The 13,864-nt window shown below is 46.6% G+C and carries 12 protein-coding genes; 6 read left to right on the top strand and 6 right to left on the bottom strand.

Features of this window, described 5'->3' with window-relative positions:
- Positions 1-3: 3 nt before the first annotated feature.
- From QUB66_RS17815 to QUB66_RS17800, 4 genes are all read right to left on the bottom strand, one after another.
- Positions 4-1,008, bottom strand: a complete 1,005-nt coding sequence (locus QUB66_RS17815) for a ribonuclease III domain-containing protein (RefSeq protein WP_265233729.1) — start codon at positions 1,006-1,008, stop codon at positions 4-6.
- Positions 1,009-1,361: 353 nt separating this feature from the next.
- The gene (locus tag QUB66_RS17810) at positions 1,362-2,096 is read right to left on the bottom strand and encodes a hypothetical protein (RefSeq protein ID WP_332969016.1); all 735 of its coding nucleotides are present in this window, start codon (positions 2,094-2,096) and stop codon (positions 1,362-1,364) included.
- 144 nt (positions 2,097-2,240) lie between these two features.
- Positions 2,241-3,029, bottom strand: coding sequence for a PP2C family serine/threonine-protein phosphatase (locus QUB66_RS17805; protein WP_332969017.1), 789 nt, complete (start codon positions 3,027-3,029; stop codon positions 2,241-2,243).
- A gap of 263 nt (positions 3,030-3,292) precedes the next feature.
- Positions 3,293-3,955, bottom strand: a complete 663-nt coding sequence (locus QUB66_RS17800; protein WP_265233733.1) for a vWA domain-containing protein — start codon at positions 3,953-3,955, stop codon at positions 3,293-3,295.
- A 330-nt stretch (positions 3,956-4,285) separates the two neighbouring features.
- Between QUB66_RS17800 and QUB66_RS17795 the strand changes: the two genes are divergently transcribed.
- The gene (locus QUB66_RS17795) at positions 4,286-4,876 is read left to right on the top strand and encodes a Uma2 family endonuclease (RefSeq protein WP_265233734.1); all 591 of its coding nucleotides are present in this window, start codon (positions 4,286-4,288) and stop codon (positions 4,874-4,876) included.
- A 53-nt stretch (positions 4,877-4,929) separates the two neighbouring features.
- The gene (locus QUB66_RS17790) at positions 4,930-5,169 is read left to right on the top strand and encodes a DUF6737 family protein (RefSeq protein WP_265233735.1); all 240 of its coding nucleotides are present in this window, start codon (positions 4,930-4,932) and stop codon (positions 5,167-5,169) included.
- Positions 5,170-5,392: 223 nt separating this feature from the next.
- Here the strand turns inward: QUB66_RS17790 and carB are convergent, their stop codons facing one another.
- Both carB and QUB66_RS17780 read right to left on the bottom strand, forming a co-directional pair.
- Positions 5,393-8,704 carry a carbamoyl-phosphate synthase large subunit gene (gene carB, locus QUB66_RS17785; RefSeq protein ID WP_332969018.1) on the bottom strand — a complete coding sequence of 1,104 codons (3,312 nt, stop codon included), beginning with the start codon at positions 8,702-8,704 and terminating at the stop codon, positions 5,393-5,395.
- Positions 8,705-9,166: 462 nt separating this feature from the next.
- Positions 9,167-9,409 (bottom strand): hypothetical protein, encoded by a 243-nt coding sequence (locus QUB66_RS17780; protein ID WP_332969019.1) that lies wholly within the window; start codon positions 9,407-9,409, stop codon positions 9,167-9,169.
- Between the two features lie 551 nt (positions 9,410-9,960).
- On the opposite strand from QUB66_RS17780, the gene QUB66_RS17775 reads away from it, so the two are divergent.
- The 4 genes from QUB66_RS17775 (at position 9,961) to QUB66_RS17760 (ending at position 13,611) form a co-directional block, all read left to right on the top strand.
- The gene (locus QUB66_RS17775; protein WP_265233738.1) at positions 9,961-10,215 is read left to right on the top strand and encodes a hypothetical protein; all 255 of its coding nucleotides are present in this window, start codon (positions 9,961-9,963) and stop codon (positions 10,213-10,215) included.
- 41 nt (positions 10,216-10,256) lie between these two features.
- Positions 10,257-11,438, top strand: coding sequence for a murein transglycosylase A (gene mltA, locus QUB66_RS17770; protein WP_332969020.1), 1,182 nt, complete (start codon positions 10,257-10,259; stop codon positions 11,436-11,438).
- A 232-nt stretch (positions 11,439-11,670) separates the two neighbouring features.
- Positions 11,671-12,558, top strand: coding sequence for a tetratricopeptide repeat protein (locus tag QUB66_RS17765; RefSeq protein ID WP_265233739.1), 888 nt, complete (start codon positions 11,671-11,673; stop codon positions 12,556-12,558).
- A gap of 165 nt (positions 12,559-12,723) precedes the next feature.
- Positions 12,724-13,611 carry an ROK family protein gene (locus tag QUB66_RS17760; protein WP_332969022.1) on the top strand — a complete coding sequence of 296 codons (888 nt, stop codon included), beginning with the start codon at positions 12,724-12,726 and terminating at the stop codon, positions 13,609-13,611.
- Positions 13,612-13,864: the final 253 nt, after the last annotated feature.

The following is a 13,864-nucleotide window of genomic DNA, read 5'->3' as shown; positions in this document are numbered from 1 at the left end:
ATTTTATTTTAGTCGATCGCCTGTTTCGTCTTCTAGTTCGTCAACTGCGGTTTTGATGAAATTATCCACCAGCCAGTCGCGGGTACGCGAGAAATTGCTCTCCAATTCTAGGTAATGACTGCCTAATTTTGTTTTAAAGTCTTTCGGGAAAATCTCTTTAGCCCCTAACAGATTTTTCCAACGAGTTAGCTGGCTGCTGTTGCGATCGGGAAAGCGATTGTACAGATAGTCGATCGCGATCGCCTCAAGAATGTCCGCCCCCAGGATTTCCCGCCGTTTTAGCTCATTTTCCAGCGTACCTTTCGACTGCTGAGTTAGATCGAGATGTTCGCCCAGAGTTGGTTCAATCAACTTTTGAATCAGCCAGTTACCCGCACGGCAAAAATCGCGATCGAACTCTAAGTAAATCGCGCCAAACAAAGCCTCAAAAGTCTCAGCTAAAAAAATATTGTACTCGCTTTTGTCTGTTTCTTTCCCGCTCCTAACCCGCCAACTAAGTTCCTTCAATTTCCAACTTTGTGTAAATTCCGCCAGTTTTTTATTGTCTGCTAAACGAGATTTTAAAGTTGAGATAGCATCGCAGTTCAGGTAGGGATATTCGCGGTACAGGTAATCGGTAACAACAGCACCGAAAATCGCTTCCCCTAGGAGTGACAGCCGTTGCTGCTTCACCTCTTGCCCAGTGGGAGACTCGTGCGGGCGATCGCACTCGCTGGTATGGCAGTGGCTAGTCAAGGCGATTTCCAGCAGTTTGGTTTGCCCAAAGTCCGAAAGGTCGATCGCTACTTTGACTGCTTCAACATCTACCTGTTTAATTTTGATCAACTCTAATTCTTCTTCACATTTTCCCCACTTTTCCAACCAATCACCGCCAGCATCTTCCACATAGAAATCAACAAAATCTACCCCATGATTCATCCAATCATCCTGCATTTTTCGGGCAGCTTCTAGTTCTTCAAAGACTTTTTGCAAGTTGCTTTCAACGGTGCTTGTGCCTTGTACTGTCATAGTATTGATGTTGATGTAATTTGATTTTATTTCCAACAACTTCACCGCGATTAAATCAAATCTCTATCTTTCGTAGGGTGCGCAATGGGTACCTTACCGCTATTGATTGCTGCGGTAAATCTTCCCGTTGCTTAGCATTTGTATCAAGTACCTGTTGCCGCAGCTTGCCATACACCTCCCCGAAATAGAAAATGGGAGGAAAAATCTTGGCGTAGCCTTCCTTTTTGCGGGAAGCGGGCTGAGGGTTAGGTTTGTGGCCTTGTCTAGAATTCTGCAATATGTGAGTTATTCAAAATTTTTTGTTCACCGAGTTTTTAGCAGTCGAACTATTCTCAGCAGCAGATCGGGTGAATTTATGGGAATTTGAGGTAACGACCTGCGGGCAAATTATCACTATTATATAATGCAATGTTAACTAACTGGTTCAGGAAATTTGCATCTTTTGTATCATAACTTAAAAATAGTCCTCTGTCAATCCCCCAGCCTTGAAGAGTTTGTTGCCATTGTTGATATTTTTGTTCCGAAAATTCATCAGAAAGAGTGGTGACTTGAATGCAGAGGGGCTGCTGTTGGCGGTTGCTAACGATCGAATCGGTTGCCATAGAAAGATCTGCTACATAGCGATACAAAACACTGCCTTGGCGTTCGACTATCCGGGAGGCGATCGCACGAATGACGCCATCGTCAGCCGGATCGAATTTACCCGCCTTGAGTTTTTGTTTCCAGATGTAAAATTTGCGATCGTTTTCACTCAGCCATTTAGGAAATAGATAGCCGTACCAATACCTTTCTCCCGGAGTCATTAACTCAAACGCCGCTTGTTTTTCTATTTCCGAAGGTAGAGATTGAACTGCCAGCCAAACCTGAGAATCTCGGATAAGCTGTAGCAAAAAAGCCACCACAAATTTCTTAGCAGTTAGCGAACCGGGTTTAACATCTTTCACCCAGCGATTGATTTCATCCAATCTTCTCGCCAAACTCGGATCTATGAGAGCTGCTTCGCTAATTAGGGAGTTGAGCTTATCCTTAATATCTTGTGCTTGCAAGTGACGACCTACTGTACAGACTAAACCAAAATTGTGTGACACCTCGATTTTATTATAGAAGCGCGCCAAATTTTCGCCGCTGGCTCGGTTCAACGAATTAGACTTGTTGCCAAATTCAGAAGCGGGAACTTTTAACCGCAGATCAACGCCGATTGACGCAGATAGATGTTGGCTTTTGCAATTGATCTATTCTAAATTTTCCTTTTCCTCCGAACTCGCAAAAGTTGCCAACAATAATGTTAAGTCATCATCGGTGCGTTCGGAGACTCTGGGCGATCGCAAAAACGACTCTAACTGCTCTTTTGCATCCGAATCTTCCTTCGCTTCGCCCGAAAACCGAAACAACGGCGTAAAAAACGGCTTGTGGGGGGTACCTTCGGGGATTTTGAGAGCTAGCATTTGCAAGCCATCGGAAAACACAGCTAAGTGCCGCAGTTTTTCCCGAAGTACCTGAAATTGCGCTGTTTCGATCGCATTTGGTGAAATCAAAAAGATAGTTTCGTTGATATATTCGCCGCAGGGAGGTATGGTAAGGGCGATCGCATTTCCCTCACTGTCACCCGCCACCGCCGCACCGTCACCAATTTGAGCAACTGCGATTAATTCCGCTGTAGCAACAACCGCAATTAAAGTGCAAGCCAAATCTCTCGCCGCCACTTCCCGCGTTGCCGCTTCTGCTTCCACAGCCGCCCGTGCGACTTGCAGCGATGCTGTTAAAAATACGTGCCACTCGTCATCACTTTCAGGCTGCAAATCCTGTTGGCAAATCGTTTCCACAACCGCTTCCACAGCAATTTTCGCTCCAACTTCGGCGAGTGTAGCCGAGCCCGCGCCGTCGGCAACTGCTGCCACCAAAACACCGTTAGGTAAGACGCGCCAACAGTGGGCATCTTGACAGGGTTGCGATCGTTTTTCGTGGCTCGTACCAGTCACCGATGCCGCGACAACTTGCCAATTAAAAGATGAATTCTCCATTAATAACTCTTGTATTCCAAACTTCGTAAATTCAAAACTATGGAAATTCATTGGGAGCATCTCATTGTTGTAAAAAGCATTTTTCTGTAGTAGTGCTGTCCCCGCTCGCTTCTATAACCAAGCCAGCGGGGATAGCACTCTTAAAGAAAAATTGAGATTCTCCCAATTCATTGTAAGCACTTCGCACCCATGACTAATCACCAATGCCAACTGCCAACTGCCAACTGCCAACTGCCAACTGCCAACTGCCAACTGCCAAATGACTAAACAGTTCCCCATCCGGGCGGCGGTAATGCGACTTGTTCATCAATTTTTGAGTGAGAAACTCTCTGCATACTAGCCGACAGCCAGATGAACATCTCTCGAAAATCTAATCCTCTCAATTTTACAGGCGTGCGCTCGACAATTTCCGCCAGACGGGCGATATTAGCACCTTCCACTCCGACAGCAAAAAACGCCACGCGCTTATTAGTTTCTTCCTGTTGAATGCGCTGTGCTGCTATTTCCACAACATCATCTGATTCGCCTTGAGGTTCACCATCGGTAATCATAAATACCCACGGGCGATAGTAGGTGATCCCATTGTTGCGGTATTCAGATTTACGGGCGGCAATCAAATCTAGTGCTAGCTGAATGCCGGCGCCCATGTGGGTTTGTCCTTGAGCAGTCAGCAGCGGTGTCTCGAACTGGTCGGCGGTCACGAAGTCTTGCACGACTTTGATATTATTGTCAAAGGAAATAATCGCGACTTCGACTCGCTTTTTAGCTAGTTCGTCTTTAATTAGGTCATTCCTAAAAACTTCCAGCCCCTCATTCAAGGCATCTATGGGTGCGCCTTGCATGGAGCCCGATGTGTCCAGCAGGAGGACGCAGGGACAGCGCGGCTCTGGGTTTTCGGCAAATTCTACGGCTTCGTCTAGTCTCATGGTTCGGGGTTGACCTTGGAGTGGCTCGGTTTTTAGGTTGGTTACTTTATAGCAGAAGGAAGAAGGAAGAAGGAAGAAGGAAGAAGGAAGAAGCGATCGACCGCATGGGTTAGGAGCATTAATCACGTTCTAATCGTCTCGATCGCATTTTACCATTTCCGTGAAATATAGCGTGTTAAATATCTGAAGGGCGATGGATGGAGCCCCGCTACGCTACGATCTTTTGTTCATCCGCGCTCATCCGCGTTCATCTGCGGTCAAAAAAACAGATTTATTCCTGTCTGTGCTAGTATAGACTAATAGTATTCCTGCAAAGTAAGGATAAGTCTGATGATTGCAAAAATCAGCTTTGACCAATTTCTTGTAGAATGTCCCGAAGATGGATTATACGAACTGGTGAACGGAGAGATTATCGAAATATTTTCAACCAGAAATCATATTGATGTTGCTAACTGCATCTTAGACTCTTTTCACGCTCAAATAAAAAACCTGAGCTTAAATTATGTAGTGACAAGCAAAACAGCTATCAGAACTGTAACTAAAGCCGGAGTCGAACAAGGACGGAGACCCGATGTCAGCGTAATCGATCGCGATTTGTGGTATTCTGACCGTTCTGCCTATGCTGCTATGCGCGAACCAATTCAGTTAGCGGTGGAGGTAACGTCAATGAATTGGAATGTCGATTATATTCATAAATTGGATGAGTATCAGCGTCTAGGAATTGCCGAATATTGGGTTGTCGATTATTTAGCAATTGCTAGCTCTAAATTCATCGGAAAGCCAAAAGTTGCGACTATATTTGTCCACCTTTTGGATGCAGACGGTAACTATCAAACAACTGCATTTAAGGGTAGCGATCGAATTGTGTCGCAGACTTTTCCAGAATTAACGCTGACAGCCGAACAGGTGATGAATGTTTAAATTGGTTTGCTCTAGAGAGCCAGTCCGTCAATCTATACAAAATTACTGCAAATATGAAAACTGGTTCTGATAAAAAAGCTATTAGTGCTTGGGATTACAAACCTTGGTGGTGTCAGCCTTGGTCGATTCTTTTGACTGGCACGAGTCTGATTTCCGGTAGTTGGTTTTTGCTAAAAACTGTTTGGATAACTGTTTTAGTCGCGATTCCTTTATTAGCTTGGATGGGATTTTTCTTATTAGTTTGGCCGAAGTTGATGGTGTCTAGCGGTGCTTTAGATTCTCATTCAGATTAGGTTTTGGTGGTGCGCTGTTTGAGTAAGGTGCGCCATCAGTGCTCTACGTTTCTAGCAAAGTCTCGATCCCCCTAAATCCCCCTTAAGAAGGGGGACTTTGAAAAGTGGACGGTTTCGCCCTTAACAAAAGGGGCTTTGACGCTCTTGTCCCCCCCTTTTTAAGGGGGGCTAGGGGGGATCGATGGCCTAACGATCAAACAGTGTTTCGCACCCTACAATCACCCTACTTTTGCGGGTAATAGTCTTGAATTGCTTTCACTTCCATCGGGTGAGATTTGAGCGATCGAATTCCCGCTGCTGTCGCTTTGGCACCGGCTATTGTCGTAATAATCGGGATTTTGTAAGTCAAAGCTGTGCGGCGGATAAAGATGCCATCGGCGCGGGATTCTTCGCCGGAAGGTGTGGTAATAATTAGTTGGATATTCTCATTCTTGATCGAATCCAACAAATTTGGCCGCCCTTCATGCAGCTTCAATACCAAATCTATATCTAAACCTTGCTCTAGCAAAACTTTCCGTGTGCCGTGGGTTGCTACTATTTTGAAACCCAATTCCAAGAATTCCTTGACAACCGGTACTACTGCTAGTTTATCCCGATCGCGCATCGAAACCAACACAGTTCCCGACAACGGCATCACTTGGCCTGCGCCAAGTTGAGCTTTGGCAAATGCTTTGCCAAAATCTGTGTCAATCCCCATGACTTCGCCAGTCGATCGCATTTCCGGCCCTAACAATGTATCAGTTCCTGGGAACTTAGCAAATGGTAGCACAGCCTCTTTCACAGAAACGTGAATTGGTACAATCTCTTTAGTAAAACCTAAAGCTTCCAGAGTTTGACCTGACATGACTCGCGATGCCATTTTTGCCAGCGGAACCCCGATCGCTTTTGACACAAAAGGTACTGTACGAGAAGCCCGCGGGTTAGCTTCCAAAATGAAAACTTGTTCGCCTTGTACAGCAAATTGAATGTTCATCAACCCGATCACTTTCAGGGCTTTTGCTAGTTCGATTGTCTGGCGGCGGATTGTGACTAAAGCTGCGTCGGGAAGGGTTTGGTAAGGGATAGAACAAGCCGAGTCGCCGGAGTGGATACCCGCTTCCTCGATGTGCTCCATAATACCGCCGATGGTGACATTGCCCGTAGAATCTGCGATCGCATCTACATCCACTTCGATCGCATTTTCCAAGAACTTGTCAATTAAAATCGGATGATCCGGTTCTACAAGCACCGCATAAGTCATGTAACGTTCCAATTCTGTATCGGAATAAACAATTTCCATGCCCCGCCCGCCCAACACGTAACTCGGCCGCACCACCACCGGATAACCGATGCGCCCAGCTACTATCAAAGCATCCTCAAAACTCCGCGCCAAACCGTTAGCTGCTTGCTGAATATCCAATTCCCGCAGAATCTTTTCAAATCGCTCCCTGTCTTCAGCAGCATCAATAGAATCCGGCGAAGTTCCCCAGATTTTTGTTTGTACGTCAGGATGATTTTCGAGAGCCTTTTGTAAAGGAATCGCCAATTTCAGCGGCGTTTGTCCGCCAAATTGAATGATTACTCCTTCGGGATTTTCCGCCTCAATGATATTGAGAACATCTTCTTTAGTTAGCGGTTCAAAATACAGGCGATCGCTTGTATCATAATCTGTTGAAACCGTCTCCGGGTTCGAGTTGACCATAATTGTTTCAAACCCATCCTCACCTAGAGAATAGGAGGCGTGACAGCAACAATAATCAAACTCAATCCCCTGTCCGATCCGGTTCGGCCCACCACCTAGAATCATCACTTTGCGCTTAGTAGAAGGCAAAACTTCCGACTCCGGCGCGAGACTGTGGCCAACGGGCGAAATCTTCTTTTCTTCATCGCCCAATTCCCAAATTGCCGCTCCCACTTCGTAGGTGGAATAATAATACGGTGTAAACGCTTCAAATTCAGCGGCACAGGTATCAACTGTTTTGTAAATCGGTATTACGCCCAAATTTTTGCGGTAGGCGCGGACTTCATCTTCTGATGTTTTTGTAGCATAAGCAATTTGGCGATCGCTAAATCCCAACTGCTTCACTTCAAACATTGTCTCTTTTGTCAACTGCTTGAGCGTTGTTCGTTTCAAGAACTTCTCTGCTTCCAACAATTCCTGCATTTTATCCAAAAACCAGGGGTCAATTGCTGTGAGCTCGAAGACTTCTTCCACCGACATTCCCATCATCATCGCGTGGCGGACTGTAAAAATGCGATCGGGATTTGGTGTCCGCAATCCGGCGCGAATTTGTTCCAAACTCGGCAATTTTTCCGGTTTGTCGCACCCGAAACCTGCGCGGCCGGTTTCCAATCCCCGCAGCGCTTTTTGGAAAGATTCGTTGAAGCTGCGCCCGATCGCCATTACCTCTCCAACTGACTTCATTTGCGTCGTCAGAGTCGGTTCGGAACCTGGGAACTTTTCAAAAGCAAATCGGGGAATCTTCGTCACCACGTAGTCAATTGTCGGCTCAAAAGACGCGGGAGTTTTCTTGGTGATATCGTTGGAAATTTCGTCTAAGGTGTAGCCTACCGCTAATTTTGCCGCCATTTTGGCAATGGGGAAACCGGTTGCTTTCGAGGCCAAGGCAGAGGAACGAGAAACCCGTGGGTTCATTTCAATTACAATGAAATCTCCGTTAACTGGATTCACCGCAAATTGAATGTTAGAACCGCCAGTTTCCACTCCGATTTCGCGGATAATTTTAATCGAAGCATCCCGCAGGCGCTGATATTCTTTGTCGGTAAGAGTTTGGGCTGGTGCGACGGTAATCGAATCGCCGGTGTGAACGCCCATCGGGTCGAGATTCTCGATCGAACAAATAATCACTACATTATCTGCCAAATCCCGCATCACTTCCAGTTCGTACTCTTTCCAACCAATCAAAGATTGTTCGATCAAGATTTGCGATACGGGACTCGCGTCAACACCACCTTGGGCCATTTCTTCAAACTCTTCTTGATTGTAAGAAATACCGCCTCCCGTACCGCCCATTGTAAAAGCAGGACGAATAATTAACGGATAACTGCCGATTTGGTGACCGATTGTTTTGGCTTCTTCGAGATTGTTAGCAATTCCCGAAGGACAAACGGCGACACCAATTCGCGCCATCGCTTCTTTAAATAACAGTCGGTCTTCTGCCATTTCAATTGCTGGCAATTTAGCACCAATTAACTCGACGTTGTACTTTTCTAAAACGCCATTTTTAGCCAATGCAACTGCTAAATTGAGCGCCGTTTGACCGCCCATTGTCGGCAAAATTGCTTGTGGTCTTTCTTTGGCAATAATTTGTTCGAGGATGCCCGGTGTTAGAGGTTCGATGTAAATGCGATCGGCAGTTTCTGGATCGGTCATAATCGTTGCAGGGTTGGAATTCACCAGAACAACTTCATAACCTTCTTCTCGCAAAGCTTTGCAAGCTTGCGTCCCCGAATAATCAAATTCGCACGCTTGGCCGATAACAATTGGGCCGGAACCAATGAGAAGAATCTTTTTTAAGTCTTGACGACGGGGCATAGGTTCGTAATTGGTAATTGGACAGGATTAACGATAAATTTGATGTTTGGCATCAATCTTAGAAACAGACTTTTTGAGCTGTTCCATCAAAAGCTTACTCAAAATAGTGCAAGTTTTGTTGTTAAGTTGAAATTGTGCACCATTATCAGCATTTTGGAAGCAGAACCTCGCGACTCCGGCTGGCAGACACCGCCAGCTAGGGAGAAATATTGATAGCAAAAGGGTGCAGTCGATCGCTAAATCCAGACTATTTTAAGTGTTGCGCTCAAATCGTGTTGTAAAATACAGAATCCTGGTATTCCGCCCGATCGATCGTTTATTCCTGGGCGCAAGGATAGTCAGAAACCGGGTTTTTTTACGAAAATCCTTGGTTGGAGTCATCAGATTAAGTAAAAAACCCGGTTTCTTTGGTCTTAATGCGTAAGTCCTTGTGCCGTTTCCCTACCGTATGTCATCCAATTTTTAGGGTTTGCGGGACGATCGCTTGATGAGTACACTGATAACTTGTCCCGGCTTTGGGCCTCGCTGCGGCGGACTCCAATCCCCAACGGCGGCAAATCCCAGTCGATACAACGTGTGGATGGTTTCTGACACGGCTGCGGGGGAACCGACAACCGTGATCTGCACGACTTCTTGTTCGGGTACTGTTGAGCCGTCATTTGGACGATCGGACAAGTTGTCGTCAGGCACGAATTCCTGTGACATAATATGGTCTCCTAGTTTTTGGTTTTTCTGGCGAGGAAAACCCAAAAACCCAGCCGCCCCGCACGATAACACAGAGCAGGGCGGCTACAGAGAGTGATAAAATTCTCCATTAGCCTCCAGACTGCTTGTCCCAGTTTGGCGGTTAGCTGTTCATTGCTGTTACAGCAGCTTTGGACAGTGCAACTAGATTTTTGAGCGACGCCAGCTACTTCCTTTCTAAGCAAAGCAGCCTTAATTCCATAGCGTAGCCATAATGGGGGCCGCAGTCAATCAATTTAAGATTTTGGATTTGAGATTCTCCTGAAAGTTCAGTCGGCGTAGCCTAGAAGTTTCTGCGATTGCTTTCCCGAAGCGCAATGACATACAACTCTCCCACTCTCCCACTCTCCCACTCTCCCACTCTCCCACTCTCCCACTCTCCCACTCTCCCACTCTTCCCCTCCCCATCTCCTCTCCCTGAATCCAACCGACTAGATGAGGGAATGCGCCGAGGATCGGGTAAAATATGAAATCGTTCCAAAACCTTAAAATCTAAAATCTAAAATATACCTATGGCTAGAACTCCCAGCGAATATTCCGTCCACCTACTGATTGATGGCGGCCACCGCGAAGAAATCCGTTTTGCAACCCTGCAAGATTTTCAACAGTGGTATAAAACCCTGGTTCCCAAACAAGATTCGTCAGAATTTGTTAATGTCCCGATCAAAAATATTCAAGGCGAATACATGGTAATTCGGCCTACCGCTATTCTCGGAATTCGCGTTGAACCGATATTTAGTTCTAGCATCGAACGATACGATGAATGATCGATCGGGAAAGTTATCAATTGAGTAGGAAAGATTGGAAATTGAGTAAGATTTTTCGTTATCAGCTATTGGCGATCGCCTGTTGTATTTTGGCGATCGCATTTTCGGTGCCCGCGATCGCAATTCCGGCGCTGCAACCCATTAGTGTAAGTCAATTACAACCGAGTGAGTTGGAGTCGATCGCCTTTGACGCTCAAATCTGGGGCGAAAATGGCAAACCGGGGGATAAGCAATTGCTGTTAAAGTCGATCGACAACAGCCTCGGTTATCTCAACTCCCAAGCCGCCGCCAGTGCTTACAGCCGCTATCCTGTAGCAGGTATTACGCGCGATCGAGTTAGGCGATCGCTCGATCGATTCCGGCAATTAGTTGTCAGTTCTACAACTCCAGCAGAACTCCAGGAATCTGTCAAGCGGGAATTTGTGTTTTATAAGTCGATCGGCAAAGACAACAAAGGTACAGTTGCATTTACCGGTTATTTCGAGCCGACTTACCCAGCTTCTCGCACGCCTAATTCCGAATACCGTTACCCCCTGTACAGAGTGCCGCCAAACTTGGGTTCTTGGTCGAAACCTCACCCAACCAGATTGGAATTGGAAGGTGCGGATGCTTTGCAGGGAAGTAAAGGATTGTTGCGGGGGTTGGAATTGGTCTGGTTGCGCGATCGCTTCCAAGCATTTCTCGTCCACGTCCAAGGTTCGGCGAAGTTGCAGTTAGCAGACGGCGGCGTAATGACAGTGGGTTTTGCGGGCAAAACCAGTCAGAGTTATACAGGTGTCGGGCGAGAATTAGTTAAGGACGGCAAGTTTACTTTAGAACAGCTAACATTGCCGAAACTAAACGAATATTTTACCAATTTTCCGGCAGAAATGGACAAGTATTTGCCGAAGAATCAAAGTTTTGTGTTCTTCCGAGATACTAACGGCGCACCTGCTACTGGCAGCATTGGAGTGCCCGTAACTGCCGAAAGGTCGATCGCAACGGATAAAGTGTTAATGCCCCCCGGCGCGCTAGCATTAATTAGCACGAAACTGCCCTATCCCAATGCAGCGGGGAAACTCGAACAAAGTGCCGTAAATCGGTATGTTTTGGATCAGGATACGGGTGGTGCAATTAAAGGCGCGGGCAGAGTTGATGTATTTATGGGGACGGGTAACTCGGCGGGCGATCGGGCGGGTTATATCAACTCTACTGGAGAACTGTATTATCCGCTATTAAAGTAGGAACAAAGCGAGTGGCCATAAACCGAGTTTTTACCAAAATTATTCGCAATCATCGATAGATTAGGAAAAAACCCGGTTTATTCGATATTCACGAGTGGCCATAAACCGGGTTTTTACCAAAATTATTCGCAATCATCGACAGATTAGGAAAAAACCCGGTTTATTCGATATTCACGAGTGGCTAGCAAAACAGAACAAAATAGAAACAACCCCACCCATCACAACCCCACAAATGCTCAACAAAATTTGGCAATTCCTCAAAGGACTAATCCAGCGCCTATTGGGAACTACACCCCCACCTGCGCCACCACCTGCGCCCCGCCCCACCCTAACAGACGCGGAATACGAGTCGAAATTCATGGAAATCCTGGAAGGGGTGAATGCCGGCTGGAGTCGAGGGGATGTCGCGGGATTCTTAATCGCAAAACGCCTGAGAGATGGTGAATTGGCCGCTTGGTTGCGACGGTTTGGGAGTGGATTGTTTGAGGGCGAACATGATGACACCGCTGCTACGGATGCGGTGGTTTCGCTTCAGGAATTGGCGCAGCGGCTGGGTTTGTTGGGGAGATTTGGTAGCGGGGAATTGTCGCAGGTAGCGGGGGATCTTGGGCGGGAGATTTTGACGCGATTTCCGCTGCCGGTGGTTGAGGATGATGGTGGGTATGGGAATGTGATTGAGGCGGTGTTTGTTGGGGATGGTTTGGGTTTTTCTGGGGATGGGAATCGCAGGGATGCGGAGGATGAATCGGAAGTTAATTTAGATGCTGATGCGTGGTGCTATCGAGGGAATGAGCAGTTTGAAGAAGGAGATTTTTTAGCTGCGATCGCATCTTACGACAAAGCCTTAGAATTCAAACCAGATTTACACGACGCCTGGAACAATCGGGGCGGTGCACTGGATAATTTAGGCAGGTTGGAAGATGCGATCGCATCTTACGACAAAGCCTTAGAAATTCAACCTGATTTTGACGAGGCTTGGAACAATCGGGGTCGTGCATTGTTTAATTTAGGCAGGTTTGAAGAGGCGATCACATCTTTCAACCAGGCAATTGCTCTCAAACCAGACTACCACGAATTTTTGCACAACCGAGACGTAGCGCAACGTCAGTTAGAACGTTAGAACAAACTGAATAGCCGAACTCGCCTCGCTCCAGCATTTTGGCGGAGTTGGGCGATCGCCATGATATTCTGATCAATTAAGCTAAGCACCGCATCCGTCGGTAATTTTCACACACTCAAATAAGATGAAAGAGGACTGAAGTCCTCACTACAATCTCAAATCGTAATGACACAAGTAATCGGCATCGACTTAGGCGGCACCGCAATCAAACTCGGCAGATTTAGCGCTGACGGCGTTTGTCACCAATCCTTAACTGTCCCAACGCCTCAACCCGCTACGCCGGAAGCCGTCTTAGCCGCCATCACCGATGCTATTTTACAACTTAATTCACAAGAAAATGCTGTAGGGGCGATCGGCATTGGCACACCAGGCCCCGCAGACGCAGCCGGCAGAATAGCCAGAGTAGCAATTAACCTCAAAAACTGGCATAACGTCCCCCTCGCTGACTGGTTGGAAGCCAAAACCGGACTGCCAACAATATTAGCAAATGATGCCAACTGTGCCGGACTAGGAGAAGCTTGGTTAGGTGCAGGAAAACACTTTAAAAACCTTATTTTACTAACTTTAGGAACAGGAGTCGGCGGTGCAATTATCTTAGATGGTAAACTATTTTCAGGTCATCAAGGCGCCGCCGGAGAACTCGGATTAATTGCCATAAATCCCGATGGCCCAGAGTGCAACAGTGGCAATCGCGGTTCCTTGGAACAGTACGTTTCCGTGCAAGCAATTCGCCGCGAAACGGGTTTAGAACCCCTAGAATTAGCAGATTTAGCAAAGTCTGGAGATGCCAAAGCTTTAGAATATTGGCACAATTACGGACGATATCTCGGTATCGGTTTAGCAAGTCTCATTTATATTTTAACGCCGGAAGCTATTATTATCGGTGGCGGAATTAGTGCCGGTGCAGAGTTTTTCTTGCCAGCAGTTCGATCCGAAATTGAGCGGCGGGTACTCCCCAGTTCTCGCGAATATTTGCAGTTATTGGTGGCCAAATTGGGCAATCAAGCAGGCATCGTAGGCGCAGCAAAACTAGCTTGGCAAGTCGCTCAATAGTGATGAAAAATTAACAATGCAGCGCCTTTGACTGCGCTCTTTTCATCTCTAAACTTACGGTTCGCATCGCGCACATACCACAAAAACAATTAAAATGAATGTTGGGAGTTACTAATAATAATCTCCCTTCATCCTTCATCCTTCTTCCTTCATCCTTCTTCCTTCTTCCTTCTTCCTTCTCAATACTTCTCGGTTAAGGTCTAAGCGGTACTGAGAATAGAAAAATGAAGCTCCTGGCGCTGAGTACCAGTAC

It is taken from the genome of Microcoleus sp. A2-C3, from assembly GCF_036706065.1.
In the GTDB taxonomy this organism is placed as follows: Bacteria; Cyanobacteriota; Cyanobacteriia; order Cyanobacteriales; family Microcoleaceae; genus Microcoleus.
The sequence above is the reverse complement of the archived record's forward strand: the minus strand, read 5'-3'. Positions and strand labels throughout refer to the sequence as shown.

Bases quoted from the DNA above. Each gene is read 5' to 3' on its own strand.
- QUB66_RS17765 (WP_265233739.1), top strand. From the start codon at position 11,671: ATGCTCAACAAAATTTGGCAATTCCTCAAAGGACTAATCCAGCGCCTA.
- QUB66_RS17790 (WP_265233735.1), top strand. From the start codon at position 4,930: ATGAAAACTGGTTCTGATAAAAAAGCTATTAGTGCTTGGGATTACAAA.
- QUB66_RS17775 (WP_265233738.1), top strand. From the start codon at position 9,961: ATGGCTAGAACTCCCAGCGAATATTCCGTCCACCTACTGATTGATGGC.
- QUB66_RS17795 (WP_265233734.1), top strand. From the start codon at position 4,286: ATGATTGCAAAAATCAGCTTTGACCAATTTCTTGTAGAATGTCCCGAA.
- QUB66_RS17800 (WP_265233733.1), bottom strand. From the start codon at position 3,955: ATGAGACTAGACGAAGCCGTAGAATTTGCCGAAAACCCAGAGCCGCGC.
- QUB66_RS17760 (WP_332969022.1), top strand. From the start codon at position 12,724: ATGACACAAGTAATCGGCATCGACTTAGGCGGCACCGCAATCAAACTC.
- QUB66_RS17815 (WP_265233729.1), bottom strand. From the start codon at position 1,008: ATGACAGTACAAGGCACAAGCACCGTTGAAAGCAACTTGCAAAAAGTC.
- QUB66_RS17805 (WP_332969017.1), bottom strand. From the start codon at position 3,029: ATGGAGAATTCATCTTTTAATTGGCAAGTTGTCGCGGCATCGGTGACT.
- QUB66_RS17780 (WP_332969019.1), bottom strand. From the start codon at position 9,409: ATGTCACAGGAATTCGTGCCTGACGACAACTTGTCCGATCGTCCAAAT.
- carB (WP_332969018.1), bottom strand. From the start codon at position 8,704: ATGCCCCGTCGTCAAGACTTAAAAAAGATTCTTCTCATTGGTTCCGGC.